The sequence below is a fragment of the Bradyrhizobium sp. BRP22 genome (assembly GCF_020194175.1).
Taxonomy (GTDB): Bacteria; Pseudomonadota; Alphaproteobacteria; order Rhizobiales; family Xanthobacteraceae; genus Bradyrhizobium.
On the sequence record NZ_JADYVX010000002.1, the window covers coordinates 391,335 to 408,317 of the forward strand.

At 64.0% G+C, this 16,983-nt stretch carries 15 protein-coding genes; 5 read left to right on the forward strand and 10 right to left on the reverse strand.

Going from position 1 to position 16,983, the window contains the following annotated elements; all coding sequences use genetic code 11:
- Positions 1 to 5 precede the first annotated feature (5 nt).
- Both I6F35_RS04335 and I6F35_RS04340 read right to left on the reverse strand, forming a co-directional pair.
- Positions 6 to 1,025, reverse strand: coding sequence for a transporter (locus I6F35_RS04335; RefSeq protein ID WP_225116401.1), 1,020 nt, complete (start codon positions 1,023 to 1,025; stop codon positions 6 to 8).
- 138 nt (positions 1,026 to 1,163) lie between these two features.
- Positions 1,164 to 1,946 (reverse strand): acetoacetate decarboxylase, encoded by a 783-nt coding sequence (locus I6F35_RS04340; protein ID WP_225116402.1) that lies wholly within the window; start codon positions 1,944 to 1,946, stop codon positions 1,164 to 1,166.
- Positions 1,947 to 2,099: 153 nt separating this feature from the next.
- Here I6F35_RS04340 and I6F35_RS04345 point away from each other — a divergent pair, with 153 nt between their 5' ends.
- A complete protein-coding gene (locus I6F35_RS04345; protein ID WP_225116403.1) occupies positions 2,100 to 3,269 on the forward strand; it encodes a patatin-like phospholipase family protein in 1,170 nt (389 codons plus the stop codon).
- A gap of 301 nt (positions 3,270 to 3,570) precedes the next feature.
- Here I6F35_RS04345 and I6F35_RS04350 read toward each other — a convergent pair whose 3' ends face one another.
- Both I6F35_RS04350 and I6F35_RS04355 read right to left on the reverse strand, forming a co-directional pair.
- Positions 3,571 to 5,130, reverse strand: coding sequence for a carboxyl transferase domain-containing protein (locus I6F35_RS04350; RefSeq protein WP_225116404.1), 1,560 nt, complete (start codon positions 5,128 to 5,130; stop codon positions 3,571 to 3,573).
- Complete coding sequence (locus tag I6F35_RS04355; RefSeq protein ID WP_225116405.1) at positions 5,060 to 6,037, reverse strand: helix-turn-helix domain-containing protein; 978 nt, start codon at positions 6,035 to 6,037, stop codon at positions 5,060 to 5,062. The genes I6F35_RS04350 and I6F35_RS04355 overlap by 71 nt, the downstream gene beginning before the upstream one ends.
- Positions 6,038 to 6,170: 133 nt before the next feature.
- Between I6F35_RS04355 and I6F35_RS04360 the strand changes: the two genes are divergently transcribed.
- The 4 genes from I6F35_RS04360 (at position 6,171) to glsA (ending at position 11,689) form a co-directional block, all read left to right on the forward strand.
- Positions 6,171 to 6,392, forward strand: a complete 222-nt coding sequence (locus I6F35_RS04360) for an acetyl-CoA carboxylase biotin carboxyl carrier protein subunit (protein WP_225116406.1) — start codon at positions 6,171 to 6,173, stop codon at positions 6,390 to 6,392.
- Positions 6,393 to 6,544: 152 nt separating this feature from the next.
- Positions 6,545 to 7,690 (forward strand): TAXI family TRAP transporter solute-binding subunit, encoded by a 1,146-nt coding sequence (locus I6F35_RS04365; protein WP_225116407.1) that lies wholly within the window; start codon positions 6,545 to 6,547, stop codon positions 7,688 to 7,690.
- 41 nt (positions 7,691 to 7,731) lie between these two features.
- Positions 7,732 to 9,807, forward strand: a complete 2,076-nt coding sequence (locus I6F35_RS04370) for a TRAP transporter permease (RefSeq protein ID WP_225116408.1) — start codon at positions 7,732 to 7,734, stop codon at positions 9,805 to 9,807.
- A gap of 22 nt (positions 9,808 to 9,829) precedes the next feature.
- Positions 9,830 to 11,689 carry a glutaminase A gene (glsA, locus tag I6F35_RS04375; protein WP_225116409.1) on the forward strand — a complete coding sequence of 620 codons (1,860 nt, stop codon included), beginning with the start codon at positions 9,830 to 9,832 and terminating at the stop codon, positions 11,687 to 11,689.
- 12 nt (positions 11,690 to 11,701) lie between these two features.
- Here the strand turns inward: glsA and I6F35_RS04380 are convergent, their stop codons facing one another.
- The 6 genes from I6F35_RS04380 to I6F35_RS04405 form a co-directional block, all read right to left on the reverse strand.
- Entirely contained in the window at positions 11,702 to 12,229 is a 528-nt protein-coding gene (locus I6F35_RS04380) for a carboxymuconolactone decarboxylase family protein (RefSeq protein WP_225116410.1), read from the reverse strand.
- A 369-nt stretch (positions 12,230 to 12,598) separates the two neighbouring features.
- Positions 12,599 to 12,946: an OB-fold domain-containing protein gene (locus tag I6F35_RS04385; protein ID WP_225116411.1), complete on the reverse strand. Its 348-nt coding sequence runs from the start codon at positions 12,944 to 12,946 to the stop codon at positions 12,599 to 12,601.
- Positions 12,943 to 14,079: a thiolase family protein gene (locus tag I6F35_RS04390; RefSeq protein WP_225116412.1), complete on the reverse strand. Its 1,137-nt coding sequence runs from the start codon at positions 14,077 to 14,079 to the stop codon at positions 12,943 to 12,945. Before I6F35_RS04390 ends, I6F35_RS04385 begins: the two co-directional genes overlap by 4 nt.
- Before the next feature lie 150 nt (positions 14,080 to 14,229).
- Positions 14,230 to 15,396, reverse strand: coding sequence for an acyl-CoA dehydrogenase family protein (locus tag I6F35_RS04395; RefSeq protein ID WP_225116413.1), 1,167 nt, complete (start codon positions 15,394 to 15,396; stop codon positions 14,230 to 14,232).
- An 11-nt stretch (positions 15,397 to 15,407) separates the two neighbouring features.
- Positions 15,408 to 16,607 (reverse strand): CoA transferase, encoded by a 1,200-nt coding sequence (locus tag I6F35_RS04400; protein WP_225116414.1) that lies wholly within the window; start codon positions 16,605 to 16,607, stop codon positions 15,408 to 15,410.
- 132 nt (positions 16,608 to 16,739) lie between these two features.
- Positions 16,740 to 16,940, reverse strand: coding sequence for a hypothetical protein (locus I6F35_RS04405; RefSeq protein WP_225116415.1), 201 nt, complete (start codon positions 16,938 to 16,940; stop codon positions 16,740 to 16,742).
- Between the last annotated feature and the right edge of the window lie 43 nt (positions 16,941 to 16,983).

Here is a 16,983-nt window from a genome sequence, read left to right on the forward strand (position 1 = left end):
GCCCGCTACTTCACGATGCCCAGGCGACGCATGATCAGGTAGGCAATGCCGGAGGCGGCGATCATCAGCACGGCGGCCCAGAGGAAGCCGCCGTCGGCGTCCGTGAACGGCAGTCCCTTGGTGTTCATGCCGAAAATGCCGGTGACCAGCGTCGGCGGCAGCAGCAGCATGGTCACGACCGACAGCGCGTGCAGATGCCGATTGCTCTCCTCCTCCAGGCGAAAGCGCAACTCTTCCTCGAGCAGGCGGCTGCGTTCGCGAAGCTCGACGATGGCGTGATCGAGACCGTCGAGCCGCTGCGCAAGCTTTGCGGCATGCAGGCGCAGCGCCGGACTGAGATGGTCCGGGTTCTTCTGCTCCAGCCGGTGAAACAGGACGCGCAATCCGGTGAGTTGCCGGTGCAGCCGCACGCAGATCCGTCGCAGCCGGCTCAGCTCGGAACGAATCTCGGACCTGGTCTCGCCGGTCAGGACCTTCTCCTCGATATTGTCGATGTCGATGCCGATCTTGTCGGCCATCCGATCCAGGGTGTCGGCGACTCCGTCGACGATCTTCTCGAGCAGCGCGGCGACGGTCTCGACCCGATGGCCGCCCTCGAGCACGCGGCGCGCGGCATCCACCGCGCATAGCGCCTGGTGGCGGCCACTGATCAACAGGTGTTCGGTCATCGCGAAGCGAAGGAAGCCGGTCTCCTCCGTCGGGGAATCGATCTCGCGTACGAGATCGGAAAACACGCCGTAGACGCAGTGATCGATGGTGTGGAGCTGCTGGAAATTGTCATGCGACAGCAGCAGATCGCGCGCGAGCGATGGAAGCGGCACGCCGGCAATCCATTGCCGCGTGCGACCATCCGCCAGATTGAAATGCAGCCAGAGCCTGCCATCATGGCCAAACTCGATCGGCGCATCGATCGGCAGCGATGCAGCACTTCCGTCGCTATGCAGACGGAATGCCCATACCAGACCCGGAATAATGGGCACGGTATCTGCAGGCACGCTGATAATCTTGACTGGTTCAGCCGACATGACCGGACCCAAGCTCAACGCCAGACGCCAGACATAGCAAACCCCTGCGCAAGGCAGCGCAATCGATGCAAGGTCCTTTCCCCGCACGCCAACACGCGACGATTGAATTACGCTTCTGTTACAGTTTGATGTCGCGACTTACTCCGCCGCGAGACCGGTCGCGACAACCTGCTCGGCTTCCTTGTTGTAGTCGTGCACGACGCGGCCGAACGGCAGCGTCAGATCGGCCAGGAAATGATGTGCGCCGACGACCCGTCGCACCGGGAAATCCGCAACCGGCGCATTGACATGCGGCACCAGATGCAGCCGGCCGGGGCCGATCCATGAGCCCTTGACGTTGATATCGGTCAGATTGATCGCGACGAGCTGGCAGACTTCGAGACGGCCGTCGACACCCGGGATCATCTTCAGATTGATCTGCGTCTTCGACAGCGTCGCGCGAGTGATCTCGCCATTGCCCGCCATGCTCTCATGCTTGTAGCCCATGGTGCCCATGGCGACGAGCTGGCCGGCATATTCCAGCGTGCCGGTCAGCGTGTCCTTGACGATCTCGAGCTTGGGATGGGCGTATTTCTTCGGAAAGCCCCAGATCTCCCGGCCCGCCGCAATCGGCGGATCATCGTCGAGGTACATCTGCGAAACAAAATTGACCTCTTCGCCGTGCAAGCGCGCCGGGATCACCAGACCGGACTCGGTGTAGCTGCCGAAGCCGGAACTATCAGGCATCTTGATCCATTCGTAGTGCACGATCGGCTGATCGATCGGCTCGAGCGGCTCGGGCAGCCCGGCACGGATCAGTTCGGGATCGGTCTCGTAGGTAATGACCAGAAATTCGCGATTGACGAAGCGGTAAGGTCCTGCGGGATAGCTCGGACCCGCGGCCGGCATCGACGGAAGCTTCAGGAGTTCTTCCCTGCGCATCGCAAATCCCCCTGTTTGCAATTGGTGGCCCAAACGCTAGCGGCGGACATTGACACTGATATGAGGGATTTCCGTCAGCGGCATGACCCGGCGTAGCTGTCATCAGCGCGTCACGGGCACACGGAATCGTTGGCGCGCAGGGAGTGTAAGGACATGGATGCGCGCAGCCCACATCTCGACCAACAACAAACAATACCCGGTCGCGGCTGGCGGCCGGAGCGCTGCGAGCGTGTCGCGCTGGTGCTGCAAGGCGGCGGTGCGCTCGGCGCCTACCAGGCCGGCGTCTACCAGGCGCTGCACGAGGCGAATATCGAGCCGGACTGGATCTGCGGCGTCTCGATCGGCGCAATCAACTCGGCGATCATCGCCGGCAATCCGCCGGAGCTGCGGCTGGAGCGATTGCACACGTTCTGGGACCGCATCACGGGCCGCAAGATCTGGCACTATACGCCTGATGGCGACATCTTCCGCAAGGCGCGCAACTTCACCAGTTCGTTCATGACGACGGTGCTGGGTCAGCCGGGCTTCTTCTCGCCCCACAACACCAGCCCATGGCTCAGCCCCGCCGGCGCCCGAACCGCCACCAGCTATTACGACACCGCGCCGCTGCGCGAGTCGCTGCTGGAGCTCGTCGATTTCGACCGCATCAACTCCAAGAAGATGCGCTTCGCGGTCGGCGCGGTGAACGTGCTGTCGGGCAATTTCATCTATTTCGACAACGCGCATGACGAAATCATTCCCGAGCACATCATGGCGAGCGGCGCATTGCCGCCGGCGCTGCCGATGGTGAAGGTCGGCACCGACCATTTCTGGGATGGCGGCATCGTCTCCAACACGCCGCTGCAGCATCTGCTCGACCAGGCCGACAGCCTGAATTCGCTGGTGTTCCAGGTCGATCTGTTCTCGGCCCGCGGCGTGCTGCCCCGCGACATCCATGACGTGATGGCCCGCCACAAGGACATCATGTATTCCTCGCGCACGCGCTACAACACCGACATGTATCGCAAGACCCACAATCTCCGCGCCCGCCTCTACAAGGCGCTGTCCAAGATTCCGGACGAGCAATTGTCGGAGGAAGAACGCCACTTGCGCGATTCCAACAGCGCCCTGCCGAGCATCGCGATCCTGCAACTGATCTATCAGCAGAAGGCCTATGAAGGCCACGCCAAGGATCACGAATTCTCGGGCACCTCGATGCGCGAGCACTGGATGAGCGGCCACGAGGACACCAAGCGCACGCTGCAGCGGCGTGACTGGATCAAGATGCCCGAAAACGGCATGGGCATCGTGGTCCACGACGTGCATCGCGAGAGCGAGGTGTAATTCTGGGTGTCATTGCGAGCGGAGCGACTTGTCCGCCGTAGCTCAACGAGCGTAGGCGGAAGCAATCCGTGCCTCTGCTTGTGGAGAGGTGGATTGCTTCGTCGCTTCGCTCCTCGCAATGACGGTTGAGGGGCTTCCGCGCGCTCTCTCCCTCCGTCGTCCCGGGCTTGACCCGGGACCCATAACCACAGGCTGTTGTTGACTGCTCCGCTGCAACCGCTTGCTCGCGCCACAACGCCTTCCTGTGGTTATGGGTCCCGGCTCAAGGCCGGGACGACAGTGGTGTCAAACAAAGCGGCAACTACGGCCTTGTCGACATGCTGCCTGGCGGGCCAACGTTGCGGATCGGCTCCGCGAGACGCGCGAACTCGCAGAGCAGCGAGCGGGTCCTGCGGGGGTCGATCACCTCCTCGACCCAGAATTTTTCGGCCGAACGGAACGGCGACCGCAGCTTGTTGAGGCGGTCCTCGATCTCCTTCAGCTTCAAAGCCGGATCGGGCGCCGCCTCGATGTCGGCGCGGTAAGCGGCTTCGATGCCGCCCTCCAGCGGCAGCGAGCCCCAATAGGCCGACGGCCAGGCGTAGCGCATCGAGAAGCGGTTGGCCGGCTGGTGCACCACGCCGGCGACGCCAAAGGCGTTGCGCACGATGATCGTGCACCACGGCACGGTGCTCTGGTTGACCGCCGCCATCGCGCGCACGCCATGGCGGATGGTCGCACTCTTCTCCGCCTCGAGCCCGATCATGAAGCCGGGGCAGTCCATCAGGTAAACCACCGGCAGATGGAAGGTCTCGGCAAAGTCGACCCAGCGGACCACCTTCTGGCAGGCCTCCGCCGTCCACGACCCGCCATAATGGAAGGGATCGCTGGCCAGCAGCAGCACCGCCCTGCCCTCCAGCCGCGCAAGGCCGACAATGATCGGCTTGCCGAAATTGGCGCTCATCTCGAAGAACGAGCCCTTGTCGACCACCGCGTCGATGATCGGGCGCATCTTGTAGACCTGCCGCCGGCTGCGCGGCACCGCCTTCATCAGCGATTCCTCGGCCCGTTCAGGATCGTCGGTGCAGGGAATGGTCGGCGGCAGTTCGAACACCGATTGCGGCAGATAGGAGAGGAAGCGCCGCGCATAGGCGAATGCTTCCTCCTCGGTCTCGACCGCCTGATCGATCGCGCCGGCGCGGGTCTGGATGTCGGCGCCGCCAAGCTCCTGCTTGGTCAGATCCTGCCCGAGCCGCTTCACCACCGGCGGGCCCGCGACGAACATCGCGGAGCTCTTGGTCATCACCGAGTAATGCGTGGCCGCCAGACGCGCCGCGCCGAGGCCTGCGACCGAGCCAAGCCCGAGACCCACGACCGGCACGCGCGCGAGGTTTGCCGTCGTGTACCAGTACCACCGCGTGCCGCCGACGCCGCCCGGCAGGTTGGCTGCGCCCTTGGTTTCGATCGTCTTCACCGAGCCGCCGCCGCCCGAGCCTTCGATCATGCGGATGATCGGCAGCCGGAAATCATGCGCCATCTCTTCCGCCATCAACGGCTTGGCGGAGATCGACGCATCGGCCGAGCCGCCGCGCACGGTGAAATCGTCGCCGACCACGACGACCGTGCGGCCGTCCACCTTGGCGCGGCCGAACACGCAGTTCGCCGGCGTCAGCTGCTTGAGCTCATTGTTCTCGTCATATTCGGCAATGCCGGAAATGGCGCCGATCTCGTGGAAGGAGTTCTGATCGACAATCTTGTCGATACGCTCGCGAACAGTAAGCCGGCCTTGATCCCGCTGTCGTTTGACCTTCTCAACGCCTCCCATCTCGCGCGCGAACGCTTCGCGCCGGGCGAGCTCGTCGAGTTCCGGCTTCCAGTTCATTCCTTTCCTCCGTCTGTATGATCTTATTGTTATTGTTCACGGCCGCCGGAACGGATTTTCTCTCGAGCCGGTTGTTGAAGATGCTGGCATCGGCGCCTTCCAGCAGGCTGCCGAGCGTGGCGCCGAGCTGCACCATCGGCGGCCCCACTTCCCTGTGCAGCCGCTTCTCGTCATACATGGCCGACAACAGGCCGATCGTGGTCACGACATAGGTCTGATATTGCGGCGACCACAGCGGCACCGCGACGCCATTGATGTGCGGGCTCCAAAGGCCGCAGGCGACGACATAGCCGTGCTCGCGCAAGAGGCGGCGATTGCCTTCGATGCGCGGCTTGAGCAGCTTCGCGCCTTCGGGAATCTCGCGCTCCATCTCCGCGATCAGGGCATCGCCGACCTCGGTCTCGAGCGCGGCCGTATAGGCATGGCCCGCGGCGGTGGTCGCCATCGAGATCCGGCTGCCGGTGACCTCATGCAGGCCGAGGGCGTTCGCCGAGCGCGCATATTCGAGATAGACGAGCTGGAAGCGATCGGGGATGACGAAGCCGACGGTGCCCGGCAATTGCTCGGCGACGTCCTGCAGACGCTGCCGGATCAGGTTGCGGAGCTGCAGGCCCTTCATCATCGCAGTGCTCATCGCCACCGCGCTCGGACCTATCCGATATTTCTGGTCGCGCGGCAGATAGACGAGCTGGCCCATGCGCGTCAGCGTGTGCGTAAGCCGCGACACTGTCGATCGCGGCAGACCGCAACGATTGGATATTTCGAGATTGCCGAGCCGCGCTTCGTGTCCTTCGAAACATCGCAGGACATCAAACGCGCGCGACACGACCTGGATCACGTCGCCCTCGCCTGCGAGATCGCTGACGAGCATTCCCTGACGGCTAAGCCGTTCCGAGCGCCTTCCCATATTTTATAGGCTCCATTCCGCCACACGGAATAAAATTCCACTTGCAGAACAAGCTACCTCAGGCAATGTGCGGCCACAACAAAAGCCGTTCGCAGAGCGCCATGCGTTTCGCGAAACGGATGGGGAGCGTGGAATGCCAGATATCAAGATCATCACCGAAGTGGCCGGCCGTGTATGCGCAATACCAGTGGCGACCGGTGCGAGCATCGCCGACGGCGACGAGGTTGCGCTGGTCGAAGCGATGAAGATGGAGATTCCGGTAACGTCGACCGCCGCGGGCACGGTCAAGTCGATCCTCGTCAGCGTCGATGAGGTGATCGCCGAAGGACAGGCGGTCGCGATCGTCACGACCTGACGCGCGCACACAGCGACATCCGCGACAATCTGTCCGGTGATGCGACGATGGTGGTGGCTCGCGCCAACGGAGCGCCGTTGCCATCACCGCTATGCGGTGCAATGATCCTCTCAAACAACACGTTTCGCTAAGCGAAACATCAGGGAGGAACCATGATCCGTGGTCTGCTCGCGCTCGGCGTCACCCTACTCGTATCAGGACCTTCGCTCGCCGAAGACATCAAGCTGCCGCCGACGATGGGCGTGACCGCCTACGACACGGGCACCGCGGGATTCAACATCGCAGTCGGCGTCGGCAAGATGATGAAGGACAAGTACGGCACCGACGTCCGCGTGCTGCCGGCCGGCAACGACGTCGCGCGGCTTGCGCCGCTGCGCGCCAAGCGCGCGACAATGTCGGCGATGGGTTCCGGCACCTATTTTGCGCAAGAAGGCGTGTTCGAGTTCGGCGCCAGGGAATGGGGACCGCAGCCGCTGCAGCTCCTGTTGTCCTCGGTCGATTGCAACGCCGGCTCGCTTGGTGTAGCGGCCGATATCGGCGTCAAGGACATCAAGGATCTCAAGGGCAAACGCGTCGGCTTCGTGGTCGGCTCGCCCGCGCTGAACCAGAATTCGCTCGCCATCCTCGCCTTCGGCGGCCTCAAGCAGAGCGACGTCAAGGCCGTCGAGTTCGCCAGCTACGGCGCGATGTGGAAGGGCCTCATCAACAACGACACCGATGCGGCGTTCGGCACCACCATCACCGGCCCCGCGAAGGAAGCCGAGACCTCGCCGCGGGGACTGATCTGGCCGCCGCTTCCGGCCAACGACAAGGCCGGATGGGAACGCGTGCAGAAGGTCGGCTCGTTCTTCTTCCCGCATCGCGCAACCTGCGGCGCCGGCATTTCGCCAGAGAAGCCGATCGAACTCGGCACCTACCCCTACCCGATCTTCGTCGCCTACGCGTCGGTGCCCGCAGACCAGGTCTACGCCATCACCAAGGCGATGATCGTCAACTACGACGCCTACAAGGATTCAGCTCCGGGCGCGGGCGGGCTTGCCGCGGACCGGCAGACCAAGAACTGGGTCGTGCCGGTGCATCCGGGCGCCGTGAAGGCGCTGAAGGAAGCGGGCCAGTGGAGCGACCAGCAGGAGGCCCACAACAACGCGCTGTTCAAGCGCCAGGAGGTGCTCACCGCCGCCTGGGCGGACTACGGCAAGTCCAATCCGCCGTCCGATGACAAGGCATTCCTGGAAGGCTGGACGAAGGCGCGTGCGGCGGCGCTTGCCAAGGCGAACATGCCGAACGGTTTTGAATAGATCCGCAAGCTTCCATTACTGGCGAACGTGGGGAGTCCCTGATGTCAGCTTCTCCGCTCGATAGCGCCATGGCCGCGCCGCCGAAGAGGATCGAGTTCGATGATCCTCACTCCGGCGCCGGCAACATGCAGGAGGCCGAGGTCACGCGCGTCCGCAGCCTGCGCGGCGGCTGGCGCTGGGCGCTGGTGGTCGCGACCGCGGTCACCATCCTGCTCTGCATCAACCAGCAATTCTCGCTGCGCTTCCTGATCGGCTACACCCAGCTCAACACCGAGTATTTCTATCTGCTGATCGCGCTGATGCTGCCGTTCACCTTCCTGATCTTTCCGGGAACGGGCTCGGCGCCGCTCGACCGGATTCCCTGGTACGATCTTCTCTTGTTCGCGCTGACGTTCGCGGCCGCGATCTGGCTGATGCTCAACATCCGCAAGGCGGCGGAGTCCGGCTGGGAGTCCGATGGCGCGCCGCGCAATGTGCTCGTCGCCGGAGTCGTGATGTGGGCGGTGCTGATGGAGGCGCTGCGCCGCACCGGCGGCTGGAGCCTCTTGCTCAGCGTGTTCCCCTTCACGGTCTATCCGCTGTTTGCCGAAGCAAGCTGGCTCGGGCCGTTCCGCGGCTCCGAGCTCACCTTCGATCAGGCCACCGCCTATCACGTGCTCTCGGGCGAGAGCCTGCTTGGCATTCCGATCCAGGCCTTTGCGGACACCGTGATCGGCTTCCTCGTCTTCGGCACCGCGCTGATGATGACGGGCGCCGGAAAGTTCTTCATCAACATCTCCTTTGCGCTGTGCGGCACGTTCCGCGGCGGGGCGGCAAAGGTCTGCATCTTCGCGAGCGGATTGCTGGGCATGATGTCCGGCTCGATCATCTCCAACGTGCTCACCGCCGGCACCATGACGATCCCGGTGATGAAGCGCAGCGGCTTCCGCGCCTCCTATGCCGGCGCGATCGAGGCCTGCGCCTCGACCGGCGCGGTGCTGGCGCCGCCGGTGATGGGCGCCACCGCCTTCGTGATCGCCCAGTTCCTGAACGTCAGCTACGCCGAAGTCGCGGTCGCTGCGATCATTCCCGCCGTGCTCTATTACGTCGGCCTGTTCATGCAGGTGGACTCCTATGCCGCGCGCCATGGCCTGAAGGGCATCCCGCGCGCCGAGCTGCCGCGGGTGATCGATACCCTCAAGTCCGGCTGGTACTACGTGTTCGTCATCGCGCTCCTGATCGTGATGCTGCTCTACTTCAAGCGCGAGAGCCATGCGCCGTTCTACGCCACCGCGCTGCTGTTGGTGCTGAACCAGATCTTCTCCAAGGACACGCGCTGGACGCCCGCCACGATTGCGAAATTCCTCGAGGTCAACGGCCGCACTTTCGTGGAGCTGGTCGGCATCCTCGCCGGCTGCGGGCTTCTGATCGGCGCGTTCTCGATGACCGGCGTGGTCTCCAGCCTCGCCAACGACCTGCTGACGCTCGCGGGCGACAACGCCCTCCTGCTGCTGGCGATGTGCGCGTTCACCAGCCTGATCCTCGGCCTCGGCCTGACGACCACCGCCTGCTACATCTTCCTCGCCATCCTGGTGGCACCGGCGCTGGAGAAGCTCGGGCTGAACCGGATGGCGGTCCATATGTTCATCTTCTATTGGGGCATGCTGTCGTCGATCACCCCGCCGGTCGCGATCGCATCCTTCGCGGCGGCCGGCATCGCCGGATCGCCGGCGATGAAGACAGGCTGGGAATCGATGTGGGTCGGCAGCATCATCTATTTCATCCCGTTCTTCTTCGTGCTGAACCCGGCGCTGGTGCTGCAGGGACCCTCCCCCTACCTCGCCGGCCTCGGCTTGATGACGCTTGCCGGCGTCGGCACGCTGTTCATCTGCGGCGGCATCCAGGGCTACCAGGCCTTTGTCGGCGATCTCAGTCGCGCGGGCGCGCTGGAATGGCCGCTGCGGGTGCTGCTCGTGATCGGCGGCTTCGTGGTGGCGACCCCCGGCGGCGGCATCATGCCCCTCTCGCAGATGCAGGTGACGCTGCTCGGCCTTGCTATCCTGGTGCCGACGGTCCTGATCGCGCTGCTTCTGGTCCGGCGGCAGGCGCTCATACCGAACCAGTTGCGCGCTCCCTGATTGCGTTGCACAACAGGAGGCGATGAAACCGGAGCCGCCTCCTTCCCCCGCCAGTGCCACGGCCTGGACCCGCTCAAAACCGCCTCTACTGCGGTTCCTGCAGTCTTGCCATGACGAGTTCGCCGCCGAGACCGGCGGCGCCGTCGCCGATTACATTCCCGAGCTCGGCAAGGCCAACCCTGCCCACTTCGGCATCAGCCTCGCCACCTTGGACGGCCACGTCTATGAGGTCGGCGACACCAAGGTGCCCTTCACCATCCAGTCGATGTCAAAGCCCTTCGTGTTCGCGCTGGCGCTGGACACGCTGGGCGCGGGCCGGGTGGAAAGCGCCATCGGCGTCGAGCCGTCGGGCGATCCCTTCAACTCGATCCGGCTGAATGCGGAAAACCACCCGTTCAATCCGATGGTCAATGCCGGCGCCATCGCCTGCACCGGGCTGATCCACGAGGCCAAGGGCGATGCCGCCTTCGACTATATCCGGCAGGCGCTCGGCCGCTTTGCCGGGCGCGAACTCACGCTCGATGAGGCGGTCTATCATTCGGAGAGCACGACCGGTGACCGCAACCGGGCGATCGGCTATCTCCTGCGCACCAATGCCGTGATCAAGGACAATGTCGCCTCCGTGCTGGATGTCTATTTCCGGCAATGCGCGGTGCTGGTGACCGCGCGCGATATCGCGGTGATGGCGGCAACGCTGGCCAATCGCGGCATCAATCCGCTGACCGGCGAGCAGGTGATGACGCCGTATGCGATCTCGCGCACGCTCTCGGTGATGACGTCGTCGGGCATGTATGATTTCGCCGGCGAATGGATCTATCGCGTCGGCATCCCCGCCAAGAGCGGGGTCGGAGGCGGCATTCTCGCGGCGCTGCCGGCGCGGCTCGGGCTCGGCAGCTACTCGCCCAAACTCGACAAGCACGGCAACAGCGTGCGCGGCATCAAGGTGTGCGAGGCGCTGTCCTCGCACTACGACCTGCATATGCTCAACCGCAGCGATGACGCGCGCACCAGCATCATCGCCGATTACAATATCGGCAAGAGCCCGTCGCGGCGCGTCCGCCGCCCGCAGGAGCGCGACATCCTGGCGGCACATCATCAGGAAGTGCGGATCATCGAACTGGTCGGCACGCTGTCGCTCTCCGCGGTCGACTACGTCTCGCGGCGCCTGGCGTCGGAGCCGCGGCCGCAATTCGTCGTGTTCGACCTGCATCGGGTCACCTCCACCACCCGCGCCGGCGCGCGGCTGGTCGCCGAGGCCTTCGAAGAACTCGCCGCGCTCGGCGTCACCGTGATCCTGTCGGGCGTCAGACGCTCGTCGAAGCAATGGAAGACGCTGCGTGAATGGACGGCCAAGCTCGGCAACATCAGGGACTTCTACCTGTTGGATACCGCGATCGAATGGGCGGAGGACCAGATCGTGTACCGCTATGGCGGCTCGATCGATTTCTTCGAGACCACGGAATTGTCCGAGCAGCCGCTGCTGGCCGGATTGAGCGCGGACGAGCTGGCTGACCTGGCGCTGCTCGCCGCGACCCGCACCTATCGCTCCGGCGAGAAGATCCTTTCCGCCGGTGAGCCCGCTGGCTCGCTGTTCTTCCTGCGCAGCGGCGTGGTGCACGTCACCCTGCCCGATGGCATCCGCCTGGCGACGCTCACCGCCGGCATGGCATTCGGCGAGATGGCGATGATCGAGCCGGTGCGTTCCGCCGATGTGTCGGCGGATCAGGCCGCAACCGCCTGGGAAATCCGGCTCGGCGATTTCGAGCAATTCCGCAAGCAGCACCCGCGCGCCAGCGAGCGGATCATGCGCAACCTCGCGCAGTTGCTCGCCGACCGGCTGATCGTCGCCAATGCGAAGGTAGATCTGCTGACGTCGACCTAAAGCCCCTCTCTCTCAGCCCACCACTTCCGTCACCGGCTGCAGGTCGATCTCGAATGTCTCGAGGAATTTCGAGGTCATGATGTAGAAGCCGACCGAGAGCTGCAGCTCGACGAGTGCGGCCGGCGAAAGCTTCGAGGCGATCGCCTTGAAAGTCGCGTCCGTCGGCTTGTTGAGCTTGACGATTTCGTCGGTGAAGGCGAGCGCGGCGCGCTGCACCTCGCTGAAGCAGGTGGCGGACTGCCAGCTTGCCAGCGCCTCGTTCTGCTCGTCGGTGACGCCGACATTCCTGCCGATCCGCTTGTGCGCGACGATTTCATAAGGCGCCTCGCACAGGATACCGGTGCGGGTGATCGCAAGCTCGCGCACGACAGGATCAAGCTCGCCCTTGTGGCGGATCGCGCCGCCGAGCCGGCAATACTGCTCAAAATAGCTGGGCGAATGCGCCATCATGCGGAAGATGTTGGCGTTGCGGTTCTTGTCGAGGATTTCGCGGGTGCGATCGCTGGCCTTGGCAGGATCGCTGTATTCGATGCGGGCCATTCTTTCCTTCTCGTTTTTCTCGTTTTGCTTGGTTCCGTTAAGTCTCAAAACACTATCTGGCGCTTGACGCACGAGCAACACAGCCGAGTCAAAATGCCGCCGCAATGGTATTCGACCTTGCTACCGTCGATATTCGCCGAGTGGGGACTCAATCAGAGCGAATATGCGTCGCGGGGTGTTCCGAGTACCAATCTAAAAGGCCATCGTCCGCGCGGGATTCCGCGCCACGATGAGTCACGCCCAAGTCTAGGGGGAATAGGCATGAAGGAAGCCACCAAGAGGGCGGCCTCGGAGGCGCTCGCGCAAATGCTGGCGGTGACGGCAATGGTCGTCATCGCCAGCATTGTGCTCTATTGGCGGTGATCGCGACTATTTAGCCTTTTCAAAATACGGCACCAGGCGGCCCGCGAACTGCGCGAAACGCGCGTTCACCTTGTCGCCGATCGCAAGATCGTTCTCGCCATGGCCCATCATGCGAAAGCCCTCGGCGGTGTCGATCAGCACGATGTTGTAGGGCACATGCGCGCGCGTCTCGGGCGTGGCGGCGCGGCAGACCAGCGAGGTCGCGTACACCGTCCCTGCCCCGCTGGCACGCTTCTCCTGCGGATCGGGTGCGCCGCAGACAGAGCAAAAGCTGCGGCGGCAATATTGCACAGCGCCGCAGGAGGCGCAGGATTGATAGACGATCGCCTCCGCGCCGCTGGTCCAGTCGCTCATCGCACCCTCTCGAGGAACATGCTGACATGTGAGGACAGCACGCCGCCATCGCCATGCAATAGCGCCAGCGAGGCGTCGCGGACCTGGCGGTTGCCGGCGCGTCCTGTCATCTGCAGATGCGTCTCGACCAGATGCGCCATCGCGCCGCCGACGCCACAGTGGCCGTAGCTCAAGAGCCCGCCATGGGTGTTGAGCGGCATCGCGCCGTCATGATTGAAGTGACCGGCACGCACGCGCGCTGCCGCCTCGCCGCGCTTTGCCAGGCCAAGATCCTCGAGCAGCATCGCAAGCGTGATGGTGAAGCTGTCGTAGACCGCGGCGTAACGCACATCGGAAATCGCAACACGAGAGATCGCTTTGGCCTTGGCGATCGCAATCTCGGCGCCGAGTTCATTTAGAGCCGGCGCAGCAGTGACATGTTGATGCGTATGTGCCTGCGCACAGCCGCGGATACGCACACCGACGTCGCCAGTCCGCTCGCGGCTGATCACGAATGCCGCGCCGCCGTCGGAAACGGGGCAGCAGTCGAGCAGCTTCAGCGGTTTCGCCACCGGCTTTGAAGCCATCACATCGGCAACCGTGATCGGGTCATGGAATTGCGCGCCGGGATGGATCAGCGCGTGCTTGCGCATCAGCACCGCAAACTCGGCGAGGTCTTCCTCGGTGACGCCATACTCATGCATGTAGCGCGAGGCGACGAGGCCGTAATAGGCGGGGATGGTCGGCCCGAGCGGCACTTCGTAATCGGGATGGCCGACCTGGGCGAGCGCCTGGATCGAGGCGTCGCGGCTCTGCCCGGTCAGACGGTTCTCGCCACCGACCACGAGCACATGCTTCGCCACGCCGGCATCGACGAGATGATGCGCCAGCATGGTCATCGCGAGCCCGGTGGCGCCGCCGACCTGCACGGCATGGGCATAGGACGGGCGAATGCCAAAATGCTCGGCGAACACGGTCGCGAGCATGATGTGCGGCGACACCGTGGAATAGCCGCAGAGGATGCCGTCGATCTCGGACCGCTTCAGGCCGGCATCGGCAATCGCCAGCTCCGCCGCCTTGCTCATGAGGTCGAGCGAGGACGAGCCTTCGTGCTTGCCGAATGAGGTGAGCCCGACGCCAGTGATGAAACTCATGAGGCTATCTCCTCGTCATTCCGGGGCGCCGCGAAGCGGCGAGCCCGGAATCCATCGGACCACATGTGACGTGGTGAAATGGATTCCGGGATCGCGCTGCGCGCGCCCCGGAATGACAGTGTCAATTGTGGAGACGCCATTACCCCACCTTCAATACGATTTCGGCAGCCCCAGCACCTTCTCGGCAATAAAACTCAGGATGAGCTGCGGGCTGATCGGAGCGATGCGAGGGATCAGGGATTCCCGCAAATAGCGCTCGACATGATATTCCTTGGCATAGCCGAAGCCGCCGTGGGTCATCACCGCCTGCTCGCAGGCGCGGAAACCGGCTTCGGCGGCCAGGAACTTCGCCGAGTTGGCAGCCGGGCCGCACGGCAAACCATTGTCGTAGTGCCAGCCGGCCGACAGCACCATCAACCACGCGGCCTCCAGCTCCATCCAGCATTTGGCGAGCGGATGCTGGATCGCCTGGTTCATGCCGATCGGGCGATTGAACACGATGCGGCTCTTGGCATAGGCCTGCGCGCGCGACAGCGCGACCTTGCCGAGCCCGACCGCTTCGGCGGCGATCAGGATCCGCTCCGGATTCATGCCGTGCAGGATGTATTCGAAGCCGCGCCCTTCCTCGCCGAGCCGGTCCTCGACCGGGATCTCGAAGTTCTCGAAGAACAGTTCGTTGGAGTCGACGGGCTTGCGGCCCATCTTCTCGATCTCGTGCACGGCGACGCGCTTCTTGTCGAAATCGGTGTAGAACAGGCTCAAACCCTGCGTCGGCGTACGCACCTCTTCCAGCGGCGTGGTGCGCGCCAGCAGCAGGATCTTGTTGGCGACCTGCGCGGTCGAAATCCAGACCTTCTGGCCGTTGACGATGTATTTGTCGCCCTTGCGCACCGCGCGGGTCTTGAGCTGGGTGGTGTTGAGCCCGGTGTTCGGCTCGGTCACCGCAAAGCAGGACTTGTCGCGGCCATCGATGATCGGCGGCAGCATGCGCCGGCACTGCTCCTTGGTGCCGAACACGACCACCGGATTGAGCCCGAACACGTTCATGTGCACGGCCGACGCGCCCGACATGCCGGCGCCGGATTCCGAGATCGTGCGCATCATGATCGCAGCGTCAGTGATGCCGAGCCCGGAGCCGCCATATTCCTCGGGGATGCAGATGCCGAGCCAGCCGGCATCCGCCAGCGCGCGGTGGAAGTCGGCGGGGTAACCGCCCTCCTTGTCCTTCTTCAGCCAATAGGCGTCGTCAAAGCGCGCACAGATTTTTGCGACTGCATCGCGGATGGATTCCTGGTTGGCCGAGAGCGCAAAATCCATCTGTGTCTGTCCTAGTTCGCTGGTGCCCTGGTGACGCCGTCGCGCAGCATGGCGGCGATCTCGTCCGCGGTGAAGCCGGCCTCGCCCAGGATCTGCGCGCTGTGCTCGCCGAGCCGCGGCGCCAGTCGTTGCGGCTCGGCCCTGGTATCCGACCAGTGCGCCGAAACTTTCATGCTGCGGATGCGGCCTTCGGTCGGGTGCTCGATAACCGGAAACACGTCGGTTGCGACGATATGCGGGTCCTGCAGCAGGGTTTCGAGGTCGTGCATCGGCATGACCGGCACGTCGGCCTTCTCGAGGATCGCGTTCCACTCCGCGGTGGTCCTGGTCTCGAAGATGCGCGCGAGCTCGGCATAGACGACATCGATATTGACGGCGCGGCCGGCAAAGGTCGCGAACTTCGGATTGTTGCGCAAATCATCGCGGCCGGTGGCTGCGAAGAAATTGTCCCACTGCTTGTCGTTATAGACGATGACGCTGATATAGCCGTCCTTCGTCTTGTATGGCCGCCGGTCCGGCGACAGGTGTCGCTTGTAGCCGCCGCGGTCGAGCGGCGGATCGTAAGTCAGCCCACCCATGTGGTCGCCCATCACGAAGCCCGCCATGGTCTCGAACATCGGGATGTCGACGCGCTGGCCCTGCCCGGTCTTTTCGCGATGCACGAGGCTCGCGCAGATCGCGCCGACCGCGGTCAATCCGACGATGCGATCGACCAGCGCGTTCGGCACGTAGCGCGGCACGCCGTCGGAGGTCTGCGCCATCAGCGCCGGAAGCGCGGTGGCGCCCTGGATCAGGTCGTCATAGGCCGGCTTGGCGGCATACGGGCCGTCCTGGCCGAAGCCGAACACGCCGGCATAGATCAGCCGCGGATTGATCTTGGAAACGACGTCATAGCCGAGCTGCAACCGCGCCATCGCCTGCGGGCGCACATTATAGACCAGCACATCGGCCTTCGCGATCAGGCGCAGCACCGCCTCGCGGCCGGCCGGCTTCTTGAGGTCGAGGCAGATCGAGCGCTTGCTGCGGTTGGTGTTGAGGAACACCGGACCCATGCCGGGATGGCGCGTCGGGCCGATCTGGCGCGTGACGTCGCCATCGGGCGATTCCACTTTGATGACGTCGGCGCCGTAGTCGCCGAGCATCTGCGTGGCATACGGCCCCATCAGCACCGTCGTCATGTCGACGATCTTGATGCCCTCCAGCGGTCCCATGGCCTCGTCATCCTCCCCGAGAGGCGGCCAATCACGGCCGCGTTATCACTACCGGGGACGTAGTAACGGCAGGGCGTCCGCAAGATCAAGGCGCGCCGCGCGTATGGGCGTATGCGCGGCGGGTAGCGGAAGCTATCTCGGCGACCGCGCGTCGCGCTCCTTCATCAGCCGCTCGAGCTCGTCATTCTGCTGGCTGATGCGGTCGGCAATGCGCGCCTCGTTCTGCTCGCCGGACGCCGCGGCGGCCTGTTCGATCAACTGCCTGATGTTGTCTTCAAGAATCGCGATGCGATCGTTGAGTTCGTCCAGCGACAACGAGCTTTCGTTACCCATGATGCACGCTCCGAAACGATGCGCCGCGGCATACCGCGGTGCT

Excerpts from the sequence above, each read along its gene's own strand:
- I6F35_RS04335 (WP_225116401.1), bottom strand. The coding sequence starts at position 1,025 with ATGTCGGCTGAACCAGTCAAGATTATCAGCGTGCCTGCAGATACCGTG.
- I6F35_RS04355 (WP_225116405.1), bottom strand. The coding sequence starts at position 6,037 with ATGGGAAGGCGCTCGGAACGGCTTAGCCGTCAGGGAATGCTCGTCAGC.
- I6F35_RS04405 (WP_225116415.1), bottom strand. The coding sequence starts at position 16,940 with ATGGGTAACGAAAGCTCGTTGTCGCTGGACGAACTCAACGATCGCATC.
- glsA (WP_225116409.1), top strand. The coding sequence starts at position 9,830 with ATGAAACCGGAGCCGCCTCCTTCCCCCGCCAGTGCCACGGCCTGGACC.
- I6F35_RS04360 (WP_225116406.1), top strand. The coding sequence starts at position 6,171 with ATGCCAGATATCAAGATCATCACCGAAGTGGCCGGCCGTGTATGCGCA.
- I6F35_RS04385 (WP_225116411.1), bottom strand. The coding sequence starts at position 12,946 with ATGAGCGACTGGACCAGCGGCGCGGAGGCGATCGTCTATCAATCCTGC.
- I6F35_RS04340 (WP_225116402.1), bottom strand. The coding sequence starts at position 1,946 with ATGCGCAGGGAAGAACTCCTGAAGCTTCCGTCGATGCCGGCCGCGGGT.
- I6F35_RS04390 (WP_225116412.1), bottom strand. The coding sequence starts at position 14,079 with ATGAGTTTCATCACTGGCGTCGGGCTCACCTCATTCGGCAAGCACGAA.
- I6F35_RS04350 (WP_225116404.1), bottom strand. The coding sequence starts at position 5,130 with ATGAACTGGAAGCCGGAACTCGACGAGCTCGCCCGGCGCGAAGCGTTC.
- I6F35_RS04345 (WP_225116403.1), top strand. The coding sequence starts at position 2,100 with ATGGATGCGCGCAGCCCACATCTCGACCAACAACAAACAATACCCGGT.
- I6F35_RS04400 (WP_225116414.1), bottom strand. The coding sequence starts at position 16,607 with ATGGGACCGCTGGAGGGCATCAAGATCGTCGACATGACGACGGTGCTG.
- I6F35_RS04365 (WP_225116407.1), top strand. The coding sequence starts at position 6,545 with ATGATCCGTGGTCTGCTCGCGCTCGGCGTCACCCTACTCGTATCAGGA.
- I6F35_RS04370 (WP_225116408.1), top strand. The coding sequence starts at position 7,732 with ATGTCAGCTTCTCCGCTCGATAGCGCCATGGCCGCGCCGCCGAAGAGG.
- I6F35_RS04395 (WP_225116413.1), bottom strand. The coding sequence starts at position 15,396 with ATGGATTTTGCGCTCTCGGCCAACCAGGAATCCATCCGCGATGCAGTC.
- I6F35_RS04380 (WP_225116410.1), bottom strand. The coding sequence starts at position 12,229 with ATGGCCCGCATCGAATACAGCGATCCTGCCAAGGCCAGCGATCGCACC.